We start from the raw sequence: 14,624 nt of genomic DNA, 5'->3' as shown, positions 1-14,624 counted from the left end.
CGCCGCCGGCCTGGCCGGCCGCACACGGGCTCACCAGCGCTTGCCGGTCACCACCCCGACCGTCACCAGGGCCAGCACCACCCACGCGAACCACAGCCAGCCACTGCTGCCCAATGCCACCGTGTAGGCCGTGGCCAGAATCAGCCCGCCCACCGTGCAGCCCGCCATTGCCTTGGTCGATCCGGGCATCCTGGACCTCCTCACGGCAGCCCGGACACGGATATGCCACGGGCCGCGGCCTTGGGAACATGTTCCCCGGCCGCGGCCCGTACCGCCAGCTTTCGCCGGATTCCGCCGCGCTCGCCCGGCCCCCCGACCGGACCGCCCTCAGCCCTGGCTGCCCTGGCTGCGCGCGTTCAGCGACGCCAGATACGCGTTGTACGCCGCCAGCTCCTTGTCACCGTCCCGGTCCGCCGCCCGGTCCTTCCGCACCGACTGCCGCTTCTCCGTCGTGTACCACTGGAAGACCAGCGCGATCAGCACCAGCACCGACGGAATCTCACTGAACGCCCAGGCGATGCCGCCCGCCGCCTGCTGATCCGACAACGCGTTCACACCCAGCGACGCCGGCGGATTCCGAAACGTCTTGACCATCGTCTCCGACGCCATCATCAGCGCGATGCCGAAGAACGCGTGGAACGGCATGCCCGCGAACAGCTCCAGCATCCGCATCACGTAACCGGGCCGGTGCGGCCCCGGGTCCACGCCCATGATCGGCCAGAAGAACACCAGGCCCACGGCGAGGAAGTGCACCATCATCGCGATGTGCCCGGCCCGCGACTCCATCAGGAAGTCGAACAGCGGCGTGAAGTACAGCGCGTACAGGCTCGCGATGAACAGCGGGATCGTGAACGCCGGATGCGTGATGATCCGCATGTACCGGCTGTGCAGCAGCGCCACCAGCAGCTCACGCGGGCCCTTGCGGCCGCGCCCCGCGGTCGGCAGCGCCCGCAGCGTCAGCGTCACCGGCGCGCCGAGCAGCAGCAGGATCGGCGACAGCATGCTGATCACCATGTGCTGCACCATGTGGACGCTGAACATGGCCATGCCGTAGTCGTTCAGCTTCGTGCACATCACCAGCGCGACGCTCAGCACACCCACGACCCAGGCCACGATCCGGCCCACCGGCCAGTTGTCGCCGCGCCGCCGCAGCCGCAGCACGGCCCAGCCGTACAGCGCCAGCCCCAGCAGGCAGCCGACCAGGAAGAAGGCGTCGCCGCCGAACTCCAGCCCGCGCCCCAGCGTGAACGGCGGCAGATCCATCATCATGCCGTGCCCGCTGTGATCCATCCGCTCGCTCCTGATTCGCACCAATGCTCCGTGAACAGCCTAGAGCCGCCCCCGGCGCGAACGGCGACCGGGGGCGGCTCGTACAGGCCACACCTACCTGGACGGATCCCCGCCGCTCAGAGCACCCACTCGGCCTCCGCGTACCGGTCGCCCGGCACGGTCTTCAGCGTCTCGACGGCCTCGGCCAGCGGCACCAGCGTGATGTCCGTACCGCGCAGCGCGGTCATCATCCCGAAGTCGCCGCGGTGCGCCGCCTCCACCGCGTGCCAGCCGAAGCGGGTCGCGAGCACGCGGTCGTACGCGGTCGGGGTGCCGCCGCGCTGCACATGCCCCAGGATCACCGCACGGGCCTCCTTGCCGAGCCGCTGCTCCAGCTCGACGGCCAGCTGCCGGGCGACGCCGGCGAAGCGCTCATGGCCGTACATGTCCTTGCCGCCGACCTCGAAGTCCATCGAGCCCTCGCGCGGCTTGGCACCCTCCGCGACGACCACGATGGCGAACTTCTTCCCCGCGTCGAAGCGGGCCGCGACCCGCGCCGACAGCTCCTCGATGTCGAAGGGCCGCTCGGGCACCACGACGGCGTGCGCGCCGGCCGCCATGCCGGAGTGCAGCGCGATCCACCCGGTGTGCCGGCCCATGACCTCCACGATCAGCACCCGCTGGTGCGACTCGGCGGTGGTCTTGAGGCGGTCCAGCGCCTCGGTCGCGACGCCGACCGCCGTGTCGAACCCGAAGGTCAGATCGGTCGACGCGATGTCGTTGTCGATGGTCTTCGGCACGCCGACGATCGGCAGCCCGGCGTCCGACAGCAGCCGCGCCGCCTTGAGCGTCCCCTCGCCGCCGATCGGGATGATCGCGTCCAGGCCGAGGTCGCCGACGTGGCCGCGGGCCCGCTCGACGCCGTCCCGCAGATGCGCGGGCTGTACGCGGGAGGACCCGAGGATGGTGCCGCCACGGGCCAGGATGCCGCCCACCGCGTCGAGGTCGAGCTTGCGGTAGTCGCACTCCAGGAGGCCGCGCCAGCCGTCCTGGAAACCGATGACGTCGTCACCGTGGTCGGCGACGGCGCGGTGGACGACGGAGCGGATGACGGCGTTCAGACCGGGGCAGTCGCCTCCGGAGGTGAGTACACCAATACGCATTGCTCGTAGAAACCCTCTGCGATTCAACCGGATGCCCGGACCCCGTCGTCCGGTTGGATGCCGTCACCCTACAAGCGCCGGCCGCCCCGTAGTGCCGTTGCCCGCACTACGGACCAGGACGTCCGAAACCCCGCCCACGGCACGGACAGCCCCGTGCCACGGCATGAACAGTCCCGAACCCCGGGAGAACCACCCACCCGCCCCGGCCACCCGAACCCGGCACACGAAACCCCCCTCACCCGTTGAAAAGCAAGGGGGGCCGCGCGCCGAAACGTTGCCCCGCAGCCGCTCCCGGCCGCCGGACAGTGACCTCAGGCCGGCTGCGTCGCCGCCGCGATCCGCTCCTGGCGCAGCGCCTCGTACCAGTGGTCGTTCACCGGCGGCAGCGCGTTCACGTCCAGCGCCAGCTTGATCAGCAGGTCGGCGATGTGCGGGTTACGGGCCATCACGGGACCGTGCATGTACGTACCGAAGACCGTGTCGTTCCACGCGCCCTCGAAGCCGTCGCCCACGCCGTTGCCCTTGCCGAACCGCACCTTCGCGAACGGCCGGGCGGTCTGGCCGAGGTGCGTGATGCCCTGGTGGTTCTCGAAGCCGGTCAGCGGCGGGAGGTTGAGCTGCGGGTCGATGTCGGCCAGTACGTCGCCGACGCACCGCTCGCCCTCGCCGCGGGTGCTCACCACGTCCAGCAGCCCGAGGCCCTGCTCGCGCTCGCCCAGGTCGTTGATGAACTCGTGGCCCAGGATCTGGTACCCGGCGCAGACCGAGAAGACGATCGCGCCGTTGGAGACGGCCCGGTTCAGGCCGCCGTCCCGGCGCAGCCGCTCGGCCGCCAGGCGCTGCGGCCGGTCCTCGCCGCCGCCGATCAGGTAGATGTCGCCCGAGGTGGGGATCTGCTGGTCGGAGCGGACGTCCAGGCGCTGGACGTCCAGCCGGCGCTGGCGCGCGCGGCGCTCCACCACCAGTGCGTTGCCCTGGTCCCCGTACGTGCTCAGCAGGTCCGGGTAGATCCACACCAGACGCAGGCTGTTCTCACTCATGCTTGCTCGTCCTTGTCCGTTGCGGAGCCGGTCAGTTGCCCACGCGGCGGCGCAGGTCCTGGAAGGCGGTGTAGTTCGCGATGACCTCGATCCGGCCGGGCGGCGCCTGCCGTACGGCCTCGTCGACGTCCTCGCACACCTGGAAGTCCAGGCCCGCGACCTCCAGCCGGACGGCCAGGTCCAGCTTGCGGTCGCCGATCACGAAGATCGGGTGGCCGGCGAGCCGGGTGTAGTCGACGTCCCAGAGCCAGGAGGTGTCCGTGCCGTCGGCGCCGCGGGCGTTGACGGAGAGGATCACCGGGGTCGGCGGCGGGTCGATCAGCGAGAACGTCTCCAGCCAGCCGGCCGGGTTCTTCGCGAGCAGCAGCCGCAGCTCGCGCTGCATGAAGGAGACCACGTCGTACCGGCCGGCGACGGCCTGGACCCCGTACATCCGCTCCAGGGCGATCTGCGGGGGCACGCCGAACGCGGCGGCGACCGCGGCCGAGGTCGTGGCGTTGGCCTTGTTGGCGCGGCCCGGCAGCTGGAGCTTGATCGGCCAGGCCGAGCCGTGCGGGTCCAGTACGTGGTCGCCGGAGAGCGCCCAGCTCGGCGTCGGGCGGCGGAAGCCGCACTCGCCGCAGAACCAGTCGTCGCCGGGGCGCTGCATCACGCCGCCGCAGGACGGGCAGGACCAGGCGTCGTCCTTCCACTCCTGGCCGGCCGCGACCCAGACGACGTTGGCGGACGAGGAGGCCGCCCAGACGATCAGCGGGTCGTCGGCGTTGGCGACGACGAGAGCCTTGGAGCCGGCCAGCCCCTCGCGCCACTTCTCCGCGAGCATGCGGGTCTCGGCGGCGCGGTCGAGCTGGTCACGCGAAAGGTTGAGCAGCGCGATGGCCTTGGGGGTGACGTCCCGGGCGACGCCCGCGAGGTACTTCTCGTCGACCTCGATGACGCCGTACTTCGCGTCCGAACCTCCGGCCAGCGCCGAGGTGATGCCGGCCGGCATGTTCGCGCCGAGTGCGTTGGAGACGACCGGGCCGCTGGCTCGCAGTGCCTCCGCGATCAGCCGCGTGGTGGTCGTCTTGCCGTTGGTCGCCGACACCAGGACCACGTCCAGGTGGGTCGCGAGCCGGGCCAGCAGGTCGGGGTCGAGCCGGAGCGCGACCTTGCCACCGATCACCGAGCCGCTGCCGCGGCCTACCGCGCGCGACGCCGCCGCCGCGGCCCTGCCCGCCGTCACGGCCAGCTTGGCCCGCGGCGACAGCGGGTCCGTGTTGCCTGCCATCGTCCTAGATCCTCCTTGCATCCGGCGCCCTCCTGCCCCCTGGGGCCGCCGGTGGAACGCCCCTCCGTACCGGCCCGGCCGGCCGGGAGGCTGTGGTTGGGGATCAGCCTATCGATTTCCGCGCCGGAGCCCGAACCAGACCACCCGTGAGGAAGTGTGAAGGTTACCGTTCGGACCACGTTCGGCGCGGTCCGGCGGGACCGTCGGCCGGGACCGGAACGTCCCTGGTCGTCGGCCGGAACGTACCCTTTCCGTCATGCGAAACCGCTCCCTCCCCGGCAGTACCGGCCGCGTCCGCCCGATGCGGCTGCTCGGCGACCCGACCCTGCACGCGCCGTGCGAGGAGGTCACCGACTTCGGGCCGGCGCTGGCCCGGCTGGTGGAGGACATGTTCGCGACGATGTACGCGGCCCGGGGTGTCGGCCTCGCGGCGAACCAGATCGGCGTGGCCCGGCGGGTGTTCGTCTACGACTGCCCGGACGACGAGGACGTACGGCACCTCGGGCACGTGGTCAACCCGCGGCTGGTGGCGGTGGACGGCGGCCTCGTACGCGGTCCCGAAGGGTGCCTGTCGCTGCCGGGCATTGAGGCCGGTACGCCGCGCCACGACGAGGCGGTGGTCGAGGGCGTCACGGTGGACGGGGAGCCCTGCCGGATCTCCGGCACCGGCTTCTTCGCCCGCTGCCTGCAGCACGAGTGCGACCACCTCGACGGCGGCCTGTACGTCGACCACCTCACCGGCCTGCGCCGCCGCCGCGCGCTGCGGGCGGCGGCGAAGGCGCCGTGGGCGGCGGGGCGCGCGTAGCGCATGGGCCGAGGCGCGCAACGGCTGTCCCGGACGGACCGGAGTCCCGGGTGTGCTGGGACCCGGACGGACCGGACCCGGGTGTGCTGTGGGGCCCCGGGCGGGCTGGAATTCCGGGCGGGGCGGGCACCACGCCGGTTGCTGGAGCGTTCCCCGGTACAAGGGGGGCCCGAGGGCCGAAACGTCACCTCCGGTCCCGGCCCGTCCTGCCCGGGCCTGGCCCCGCCCCTAGAAGCCGGGGCCGCCGGGGCGGTCGCCCGCCGCCGCGAGCCGTCCCCAGAGCAGGTCAGCGAGATGCTGTACCAGTTGCGCTCGCGAACACGGCTGTTCCCGCAGCCACCAGTCGCCGGCCGCGTGCATCATGCCGACTATGCCGTGGCCCCACACCCGCGCCAGCTCGCCGCCGGCCGGTCCCAGGTCCACCCGCTCGGCGATCACCTGCGCCAGTTCCTCGCCGAGGCGGCGCAGCAGGGGGGCGGAGTGCCGGCCGACGTCGAAGCCGCGGTCGCCGGTCTGGCCCTCGTCGGACGGATGCATCAGGAAGCGGTACACCTGGGGCCGGGCCTCGATCGCCGAGAGGTAGGTGTCGAGCGTGGCCTCGACCCGGTCCCTTCGCGGTACGGGGGAGTCCAGCGCGGCGCGCAGTCCGGCGAGCAGGGCGTCGGTGTGGCGTACGGCGAGCGCGCGGTAGAGACCGCCCTTGTCGCCGAAGTGGCGGTAGAGGATCGGCTTGGTGATCCCGGCCTCGGCCGCGATGGCGTTCATCGACGCCTCGGGGCCGTCGCGGAGGACCACGCGGTCGGCGGCCTCCAGCAGCTCGCGTCGTCGGCGCTCACTGGCCGTACGGCGGCTCTCCTGTGTCATTTCCATCGTCCGGCTCCCCGCCCTGGTGAATTCGTGCTGTTCGCGCAACGTAACACCCTGCCATCGGAGGGGAGATATCGGTCGCTGAGGTTGACAGTCCTTACTCGCGAGTAACAGACTGCTGTTACCGCAAGTAACGCACTGCTGGAGGGGTCATGGCCGAGTTCATCATGGAACTCAACGACGAGCAGAAGGAAGTCCGGGACTGGATCCACGGGTTCGCCGCGGACGTCATGCGCCCCGCCGCCTCCGAGTGGGACGAGCGGGAGGAGACGCCCTGGCCGGTGATCCAGGAAGCGGCCAAGATCGGAATCTACTCCCTCGACTTCTACGCCCAGCAGTACTTCGACCCCACCGGCCTCGGCATCCCGATGGCCATGGAGGAGCTGTTCTGGGGCGATGCGGGCATCGCCCTGTCGATCGTCGGCACCGGCCTCGCCGCCGTCGGCGTCCTCGCCAACGGCACCGAGGAGCAGATCGGTACCTGGATACCGCAGATGTACGGCGACGTACAGGACGTGAAGGTCGCCGCCTTCTGCTCCTCCGAGCCCGACGCCGGCTCCGACGTCGCCTCGATGCGTACGCGTGCCGTCTACGACGAGGCCAAGGACGAGTGGGTGCTGAACGGCACCAAGACCTGGGCGACCAACGGCGGCATCGCCAACGTCCACGTCGTCGTCGCGGTCGTCGACCCCGAGCTGGGCTCCAAGGGCCACGCCTCCTTCATCATCCCGCCGAACACCCCGGGTCTGTCCCAGGGCCAGAAGTTCCAGAAGCACGGCATCCGTGCCTCGCACACCGCCGAGGTCGTCCTGGAGGACGTACGCGTCCCCGGCAGCTGCCTGCTCGGCGGCAAGGACAAGCTGGACGAGCGGCTGGCCCGCTCCCGCGAGCGTGCCAAGAAGGGCGGCGAGCGCGTGAAGAACGCCGCGATGGCCACCTTCGAGGCCTCCCGCCCGGCCGTCGGCGCCATGGCCGTCGGCACCGCCCGCGCCGCGTACGAGGAGGCCCTGGAGTACGCGAAGACCCGCGAGCAGTTCGGCCGCCCGATCATCGACAACCAGGGCGTCGCCTTCCAGCTCGCCGACATGCGTACCTCGATCGACGCGGCCCGGCTGCTGGTCTGGCGCGCCTCCTGGATGGCGGTCAACGGCAAGCCCTTCACCGCGGCGGAGGGCTCCCAGTCCAAGCTCTTCGCGAGTGAGACGGCGAAGAAGGTCACCGGCCAGGCCATCCAGATCCTCGGCGGCAACGGCTTCACCCGGGAGTACCCGGTGGAGCGCATGCACCGCGACGCCGCGATCTACACCATCTTCGAGGGCACCAGCGAGATCCAGCGCCTGGTGATCGCTCGGACGCTGGCGGGAATGCCGATCCGCTGACCCGCGTCGCGGACGCCCCCGAGGCGCCGCGCCACGACGGAATGAAGGGCCTCGCTCCGCAGGGAGCGGGGCCCTTCGCCGTTCGGACGTTCAGATGGGCTCAGATGCGTTCAGAGGCGGTGCGTCGTCTGGAGGAGGGGCGCGCCCGCGGGGAGGAGGTACTTCGCGGTGAGGAGGGGGTGGGGGCCGGAGAGGACGGTCTGGGTCACCAGGACGGCGGGGGTCTCGGCCGGGCGGGACATGGCCTCGCCGCGCACCTTGCCCAGCGTCGTGGCACCGGTGGAGCTGCGGGCGGCGAGGGGATGGTCGCCGAGGGCGGCGAGGAGCCGGGCCAGCATGGTGGTCGTCGGCTCGCCCTCGCCGGGAGGCGCCGCGAGGGCGGCGGGGAGAGCGGGGGTGAGGGACGCGAGGGTGTCGTCCTGCGCCGCCCATTCATGGGCGAAGCAGGCCGGTACGCCGTCGACCTCGATGAGCGTCTCCCAGAACCAGGCGCGGCTGGAGGGCGGCAGGCGCAGGTGGTAGCCGGAGAAGTCGGTGGGCTCGTCCTTCTCCGCGACGCGTCGGCGGCACGCGATCCGGCCCTGGCCGAGCAGTGACTCGATGGGGGCCAGGCGCTCGAAGCCGCGGGCGGGCGGCGGCTGGTTGACCCGGCTGCCGACGCCGTGCCGGCGGGTGATCACCCCGTCCTCCTGGAGCAGGATCAGCACCTCGCGCAGGGCCGGGCGGCTGACTCCCATGAGGCTCGCGAGCTCGGGCTCCGAGGGGAGGTTGGAGCCGGGCGGGAAGGTGCCGTCGTGGATGGCCGCGACGATGCGTTCGTACAGCTCGACGCGGGGCTGGCGCCGACGCGTCACCGGGGGAGTCATGGGGTTGTCTTACCTCTTTGTGAGTGCCTGAGAGCAAGAGTGTCGTGCCTCGCGGTGCTGGTCAAGGCTGCCGAGGGTCTGTTTCGGTGATCGTCGGCTCTTGTCAGGGCCGAAACGTAGGGCTAGCCTCCTCGCGCCGACGCCAAGATGTCAGACAACAATGCGTCGCGCTGGATCGAAAGGCCCCATTCATGACCTCCCGTATCTCCCGCCGGCCCCTGCTCATGGACTGCGACACCGGCGTCGACGACGCCCTCGCCCTGCTCTACCTCGCCTTCACTCCCGGCGTCGACCTGCGCGCGGTGACGACCGTCGCGGGCAACACCGACGCCGTCAGCGCCGCGCGCAACACCCTCCAGGTGCTGGAGCTGGCCGGCCGTACGGACATCCCGGTGGCGGCCGGAGCCGACACGACGTACCGCGGTGAAGCCCCGCACTACGCCACCCACGTGCACGGCGACAACGGTCTCGGAGGGGTCGAGCTCCCCGTGCCGACGGCCCGGCCGGCCGCCATGGACGCCGCCGACCTCATCGTCGAGACCGCCCGCGCGGCCGGCGGCGAGCTGGCGATCCTCGCCACGGCTCCGCTCACCAACCTCGCCGTCGCCCTCCGCCGCGAGCCCGAGCTGCCGAAGCTCATCAGCCGGCTCACCGCGATGGGCGGCGCCGTCCACCACCCCGGCAACATCTCCCCGCTGGCCGAGGCCAACATAGGCAACGACCCCGAGGCCGCCGACCTGGTGTTCTCCGCCGGGTGGCGGGACCTCGTCATCGTCCCGCTGGACGTCACCATGCGGGAGAACCTCACCGAGGAGCTGCGGCAGCGGCTGCTCGCGCACGGTTCTCCGGCCTGCCGGTTCGCGGGCGAGATCCTGGCCCAGTACTACGCGTTCTACGAGGCGGGCACGTTCCCCTTCCGCGGCGCGGCCTGCCACGATCCGCTCGCCGCCGCCATCGCCGTGGACGAGGTCGAACCGGTACTGGCGCCGCGCGTCCATGTCGCCGTCGACACGGGGGACTCGGTGGGGCGCGGCGCGCTGGTCGCCGACACGCGCGGCTGCTACCTCGGGTATCCGGAGCGCGCCGAGGCCAACGCGCGGGTGGTGCTGGAGACCACGGGCACCTTCCCGGAGCTGCTGGTGGACCGGATCCGCGCGGGCGCCGAACGGCTCGCCCTCGGGGACGGGAGCGCGCCGGCCGGCGGGCTGGCACGGGCGGCCGGCGCATGAGCCTCCTTCGCGGCGCCGCCCCGGAGGCCGTACGGCAGGGCCCCGGGCCCGGCCGGCTCCTCCCCGCGCTGCTCCTCGGCGTCATCGCGTTCCAGCTCAACGCCTCGATGGTGACGCCCGCGCTGCCGCGCATCGCCGGCTCGCTCGCCGCGCCGCTCTCGCAGATCGCGCTCTCCCAGACGCTGTTCTTCCTGATCGGCGGCGTCGCGGGCGTGGTGCTCTCCCGGCTGGGCGACCACCTCGGGCGGCGCCGGGTGCTGCTCGGTTCGCTGGCCGTGATGTGCGTGGGCACCGTACTGGCCGTGTGCGCGCCAAACGCCGCGGTGCTGATCGCCGGGCGGATCCTGCAAGGCGCGTCCGGTGCCACGTTCCAGCTGACGTACCTGGTGCTGCGCGACACGCTGAGCCCGCAGCGGTTCGGTACGGCCATGGGGCTCACCACCGCGATCAACGGCGGCGTCGGGGGAGTGGACGGCTTCCTCGGCGGGCTGCTCGCCGACCGGCTGGGCTTCCGCTGGATCTTCGCGGTGATCCTGGTGGTCGGGCTGGCCGCGATCGCCCTGCTGTACCGGGTCCTGCCGGTGGACGCACCGGAAGCGGCGGACGCGGGCGGGGGCAGGGCCGGCAAGCCGGTGCGTGCCGGAGGGATGGACTGGTGGGGCGCGAGTGCCCTCTCCGGGGCGCTGATCTGCGTGAACCTCGGTATCGGGGAGGGTTCTTCCGGTGGCTGGGGGAGCGGCAGGACGGTGGCGCTGCTGGCTGCCGGACTGCTGCTCCTGGTCGTGTTCTGGCAGGTCGAGAAGGGGCGGTTCCGGCGGTCCGGGCGCCCTGGGGCCGAACCGCTCATCGCCGTCGCGCACGTGAAGTCCCGTCAGGTGTGGCCGCTGGTGGCGACCACCCTGCTGACGCTCACCGGTGTCTTCGCCGCGATGAACTTCACGGTCGTCCTGCTCAGCCAGGACACCGGCGTCGGATACGGGATGACGGCGGCCCTCTCCTCGCTGCTCCTGCTCACGCCGGCCGCCGCGATCGGCCTGGGCGCCGCCCCGTTGGCCGGCTGGCTCGCGCCGCGCCGCGGCTGGCTGCCCGTCCTGCGTACGGGACTGTTGTGCTGCGCGCTGGCCCTCGCGGTGGCGGCCGTCCTGCCGGGGGAGCGGTGGGTGGTGATCGGGGCGTTCTGCGCGCTGGGCATCTTCTACAACGGGCTGACGATGACCACGCTGAACGGGCTGGGTGTCGTGCTCTCGCCCAAGGAGAGCCCCGGCGCGCTGCCGGGGCTCAACGGCGCCTGCTTCGGCATCGGTGCCTCGGTCGGCATCGCCGTCGTCGGGCCGCTGGCCGGCGCCGGGACGCTCGGTGGTTACCGGGCGGCGCTGTGGGTCGCGGTGGGCATCGCGCTGCTGGCGCTGCTCGCCTCGCTGCTGATCGCGGCCCCGGAGCGGGAGGCGACGCCCTGACGGCGAGGCCGCCGTCCCGTTGCCGGACCTGTTGTCAGACCTCTTCTCGCTGCGCCCTCCCCTCGCCACGGGGGAGGGCGCAGCTGTCTTTGCTACCGGTCGCTCCGAGTCCGGTCTTGACGCCTGCCGTGACGCGCTCTACTTTCTTCTTCCATAAAGCAAAACAATATTTCCGCTATACGGAAGTAGCGGGTTCCGGGCCTCGTGGCCGGAGCGCGCCTGACAGGCCGATGACGACGCAGGAGTACTCGATGCCTCGTATGACCGCCGCGCGTGCGGCAGTGGAGATCCTCAAGCGCGAGGGTGTGACGAACGCCTTCGGCGTGCCGGGTGCGGCGATCAACCCCTTCTACGCGGCCCTGAAGGCCGGCGGCGGAATCGACCACACCCTCGCCCGCCACGTGGAGGGCGCGTCCCACATGGCCGAGGGGTACACCCGTACGCACCCTGGCAACATCGGTGTCTGCATCGGTACGTCGGGCCCCGCCGGCACCGACATGATCACCGGCCTGTACTCCGCGATCGGTGACTCGATCCCGATCCTGTGCATCACCGGGCAGGCGCCCACCTCGGTGATCCACAAGGAGGACTTCCAGGCCGTCGACATCGCCTCGATCGCCAAGCCGGTCACCAAGGCCGCGACCACCGTCCTCGAGGCGGCGCAGGTCCCCGGCGTCTTCCAGCAGGCCTTCCACCTCATGCGCTCCGGGCGTCCGGGCCCGGTCCTGATCGACCTGCCGATCGACGTCCAGCAGACCGAGATCGAGTTCGACCCCGACACCTACCAGCCGCTGCCGGTCTACAAGCCGGTCGCCAGCCGGGCTCAGATCGAGAAGGCCATCTCGATGCTGAACGAGGCCGAGCGGCCCGTGCTGATCGCCGGCGGTGGCGTCATCAACGCCGATGCCTCCGACCTCTTCGTGGAGTTCGCCGAGCTGACCGGCACCCCGGTCATCCCGACGCTGATGGGCTGGGGCGTCCTCGCCGACGACCACGAGCTGAACGCCGGCATGGTCGGTCTGCAGACCGCGCACCGCTACGGCAACGAGAACTTCCTGGCGTCCGACTTCGTCCTCGGCATCGGCAACCGCTGGGCCAACCGCCACACCGGTTACAAGCTCGACGTCTACCGCCAGGGCCGCAAGTTCGTGCACGTCGACATCGAGCCCACCCAGATCGGCAAGATCTTCGCCCCGGACTACGGCATCGCCTCCGACGCCAAGGCAGCGCTGGAGCTCTTCGTCGAGGTGGCGAAGGAGATGAAGGCCGCGGGCAAGCTGCCCGACCGCGGCGAGTGGGCCGCCTCCACCCAGGAGCGCAAGGCCACCCTCCAGCGCCGTACGCACTTCGACAACATCCCCATGAAGCCGCAGCGCGTCTACGAGGAGATGAACAAGGCGTTCGGGCCGGAGACCCGGTACGTCTCCACCATCGGCCTCTCGCAGATCGCCGGCGCGCAGATGCTGCACGTCTACAAGCCGCGCCACTGGATCAACTGCGGCCAGGCGGGCCCGCTGGGCTGGACCATCCCGGCCGCGCTCGGTGTCGCCACCGCCGACCCCGACGCGCAGGTCGTCGCGCTCTCCGGTGACTACGACTTCCAGTTCATGATCGAGGAGCTGGCGGTCGGTGCCCAGCACCGCATCCCCTACGTCCACGTCCTCGTCAACAACTCCTACCTGGGCCTGATCCGCCAGGCGCAGATCGGCCTGGACATCAACTTCCAGGTCAACCTGGAGTTCGAGAACATCAACTCGCCGGAGCTGGGGGTCTACGGCGTGGACCACGTCAAGGTCGCCGAGGGCCTGGGCTGCAAGGCGATCCGCGTCACCGACCCGAGCGAGCTGGGCGCCGCCTTCGAGCAGGCCAAGAAGCTCGCCGCCGAGCACCGGGTGCCGGTCGTCGTCGAGGCGATCCTGGAGCGCATCACCAACATCGCGATGAGCAAGACCGCGGACATCAGCGATGTCACGGAGTTCGAGGAGATCGCCACGGAGCCGTGGCACGCGCCGAGCGCGATCGTGCCGCTGAAGAGCTGATCGCGACGGGCCGCCCGCCCGCACCCCGGCGGGCGGGCGGCCCGTACCCGTACGGGCGGGGCCCGTACCTGTACGCCGGAGGCCGGTACCCGTACGCCTCCGGACCGACTGCACCGGAAGGAACCCACCCCTCATGGGCTTCACCGACAACCGTTTCGACGTCAATCTGTCGATCCTCTTCACCGAGCTGCCGCTGCTGGAGCGGCCCGCGGCCGCGGCTGCCGCCGGGTTCACGGCGGTCGAGCTGTGGTGGCCGTGGGTCGACGCGCCGGTGCCGGCGCAGTCCGAGCTGGACGCGTTGCGGGACGCGCTCAACGACGCCGGTACCCAGCTGGTCGGGCTGAACTTCTACGCCGGGCAGCTGCCCGGCCCCGACCGCGGCGCGCTCTCCGTCCCCGGCGAGGAGTCGGACAAGTTCCGCGCCAACATCGATGTCGCCGCGGAGTTCGCCCGCACGATGGGCTGCACGGCACTCAACGCGCTCTACGGCAACCGGGTCGAAGGCGTGGACCCGCAGGTCCAGGACACCCTGGCGCTGGAGAACCTGGTGCTCGCGGCGCGCGCCGCCGACCGTGTCGGCGCAACGCTGCTGATCGAGGCGCTGAACCAGCCGGAGTCGCCGCTCTGCCCGATCGTCTCGGCGCCCAAGGCGATCGAGATCGTCGACAAGGTCAACGCGGCTACGGGCCTGGGCAACGCCAAGTTCCTGATGGACCTGTACCACCTGGCCATGAACGGCGAGGACCTCAACGAGGTCATCGACACGTACACGGACAAGACCGGGCACGTACAGATCGCCGACAACCCGGGCCGTGGCGCGCCCGGCACCGGTGAGCTGGACTTCGCCGACCTGCTCGGCCGTCTGAAGAAGGCCGGTTACGACGGCTGGGTGGGCCTGGAGTACAAGCCCGGCGACCGCCCGAGCCACGAGTCCTTCGGCTGGCTGCGCAACGCCTGAGCCTGCCCCCTCCTCTCAACATCCCGTTACGGAAAGGATTTCTTACCTCAATGAGCGCTCTTCCCAAGGTCGCGTGGATCGGTCTGGGCATCATGGGCTCCCCGATGGCGGAGAACCTGATCAAGGCCGGCTACTCCGTCACCGGCTACACCCTGGAGCAGGACAAGCTGGACCGGCTGGCCGCGGTCGGCGGCACCGCCGCCGCCTCGATCGCCGAAGCCGTCAAGGACGCCGACGTCATCGTCACCATGGTCCCCGCCTCCCCGCAGGTCGAGGCCATCG

14 protein-coding genes are annotated in these 14,624 nt (G+C 71.3%); 7 read left to right on the top strand and 7 right to left on the bottom strand.

The annotated features are described in order from the left end of the window. Nucleotides 1–30: 30 nt before the first annotated feature. From ACZ6WH_RS12905 to ACZ6WH_RS12885, 5 genes are all read right to left on the bottom strand, one after another. Entirely contained in the window at nucleotides 31–189 is a 159-nt protein-coding gene (locus ACZ6WH_RS12905; RefSeq protein WP_361561460.1) for a hypothetical protein, read from the bottom strand. 138 nt (nucleotides 190–327) lie between these two features. Further along, nucleotides 328–1,290: a cytochrome c oxidase assembly protein gene (locus tag ACZ6WH_RS12900; protein ID WP_469728039.1), complete on the bottom strand. Its 963-nt coding sequence runs from the start codon at nucleotides 1,288–1,290 to the stop codon at nucleotides 328–330. 116 nt (nucleotides 1,291–1,406) lie between these two features. Continuing rightward, complete coding sequence (locus tag ACZ6WH_RS12895) at nucleotides 1,407–2,432, bottom strand: 6-phosphofructokinase (protein ID WP_469728038.1); 1,026 nt, start codon at nucleotides 2,430–2,432, stop codon at nucleotides 1,407–1,409. A gap of 311 nt (nucleotides 2,433–2,743) precedes the next feature. Then, on the bottom strand, nucleotides 2,744–3,472 hold the full coding sequence (locus tag ACZ6WH_RS12890; RefSeq protein WP_399703286.1) for a type 1 glutamine amidotransferase: 729 nt from the start codon (nucleotides 3,470–3,472) through the stop codon (nucleotides 2,744–2,746). Between the two features lie 31 nt (nucleotides 3,473–3,503). Next, nucleotides 3,504–4,742 (bottom strand): Mur ligase family protein, encoded by a 1,239-nt coding sequence (locus tag ACZ6WH_RS12885; RefSeq protein WP_361561456.1) that lies wholly within the window; start codon nucleotides 4,740–4,742, stop codon nucleotides 3,504–3,506. A 256-nt stretch (nucleotides 4,743–4,998) separates the two neighbouring features. Between ACZ6WH_RS12885 and def the strand changes: the two genes are divergently transcribed. Next, entirely contained in the window at nucleotides 4,999–5,547 is a 549-nt protein-coding gene (def, locus tag ACZ6WH_RS12880) for a peptide deformylase (protein WP_469728035.1), read from the top strand. Between the two features lie 228 nt (nucleotides 5,548–5,775). Here the strand turns inward: def and ACZ6WH_RS12875 are convergent, their stop codons facing one another. Further along, a complete protein-coding gene (locus ACZ6WH_RS12875) occupies nucleotides 5,776–6,417 on the bottom strand; it encodes a TetR/AcrR family transcriptional regulator (protein WP_432862232.1) in 642 nt (213 codons plus the stop codon). A gap of 149 nt (nucleotides 6,418–6,566) precedes the next feature. On the opposite strand from ACZ6WH_RS12875, the gene ACZ6WH_RS12870 reads away from it, so the two are divergent. Beyond that, entirely contained in the window at nucleotides 6,567–7,793 is a 1,227-nt protein-coding gene (locus ACZ6WH_RS12870; RefSeq protein WP_361561453.1) for an acyl-CoA dehydrogenase family protein, read from the top strand. A 110-nt stretch (nucleotides 7,794–7,903) separates the two neighbouring features. Here the strand turns inward: ACZ6WH_RS12870 and ACZ6WH_RS12865 are convergent, their stop codons facing one another. Then, the gene (locus ACZ6WH_RS12865) at nucleotides 7,904–8,659 is read right to left on the bottom strand and encodes a GntR family transcriptional regulator (protein WP_469728033.1); all 756 of its coding nucleotides are present in this window, start codon (nucleotides 8,657–8,659) and stop codon (nucleotides 7,904–7,906) included. A 191-nt stretch (nucleotides 8,660–8,850) separates the two neighbouring features. On the opposite strand from ACZ6WH_RS12865, the gene ACZ6WH_RS12860 reads away from it, so the two are divergent. The 5 genes from ACZ6WH_RS12860 to ACZ6WH_RS12840 all read left to right on the top strand — a co-directional run. Continuing rightward, nucleotides 8,851–9,888: a nucleoside hydrolase gene (locus ACZ6WH_RS12860; RefSeq protein ID WP_469728031.1), complete on the top strand. Its 1,038-nt coding sequence runs from the start codon at nucleotides 8,851–8,853 to the stop codon at nucleotides 9,886–9,888. After that, nucleotides 9,885–11,345, top strand: a complete 1,461-nt coding sequence (locus ACZ6WH_RS12855) for an MFS transporter (RefSeq protein ID WP_469728029.1) — start codon at nucleotides 9,885–9,887, stop codon at nucleotides 11,343–11,345. Before ACZ6WH_RS12860 ends, ACZ6WH_RS12855 begins: the two co-directional genes overlap by 4 nt. Nucleotides 11,346–11,596: 251 nt before the next feature. Further along, on the top strand, nucleotides 11,597–13,384 hold the full coding sequence (gene gcl / locus ACZ6WH_RS12850; RefSeq protein ID WP_432862248.1) for a glyoxylate carboligase: 1,788 nt from the start codon (nucleotides 11,597–11,599) through the stop codon (nucleotides 13,382–13,384). A 133-nt stretch (nucleotides 13,385–13,517) separates the two neighbouring features. Beyond that, the gene (locus ACZ6WH_RS12845) at nucleotides 13,518–14,342 is read left to right on the top strand and encodes a TIM barrel protein (RefSeq protein WP_469728028.1); all 825 of its coding nucleotides are present in this window, start codon (nucleotides 13,518–13,520) and stop codon (nucleotides 14,340–14,342) included. 50 nt (nucleotides 14,343–14,392) lie between these two features. Further along, nucleotides 14,393–14,624: NAD(P)-binding domain-containing protein (locus tag ACZ6WH_RS12840; RefSeq protein ID WP_469728027.1), on the top strand; the 232-nt coding region annotated here is incomplete at its 3' end.

This window comes from Streptomyces sp. NPDC050806, from assembly GCF_055586425.1.
Note: the sequence above shows the minus strand (reverse complement) of the source record. Positions and strands in the feature narration are given on the sequence as shown.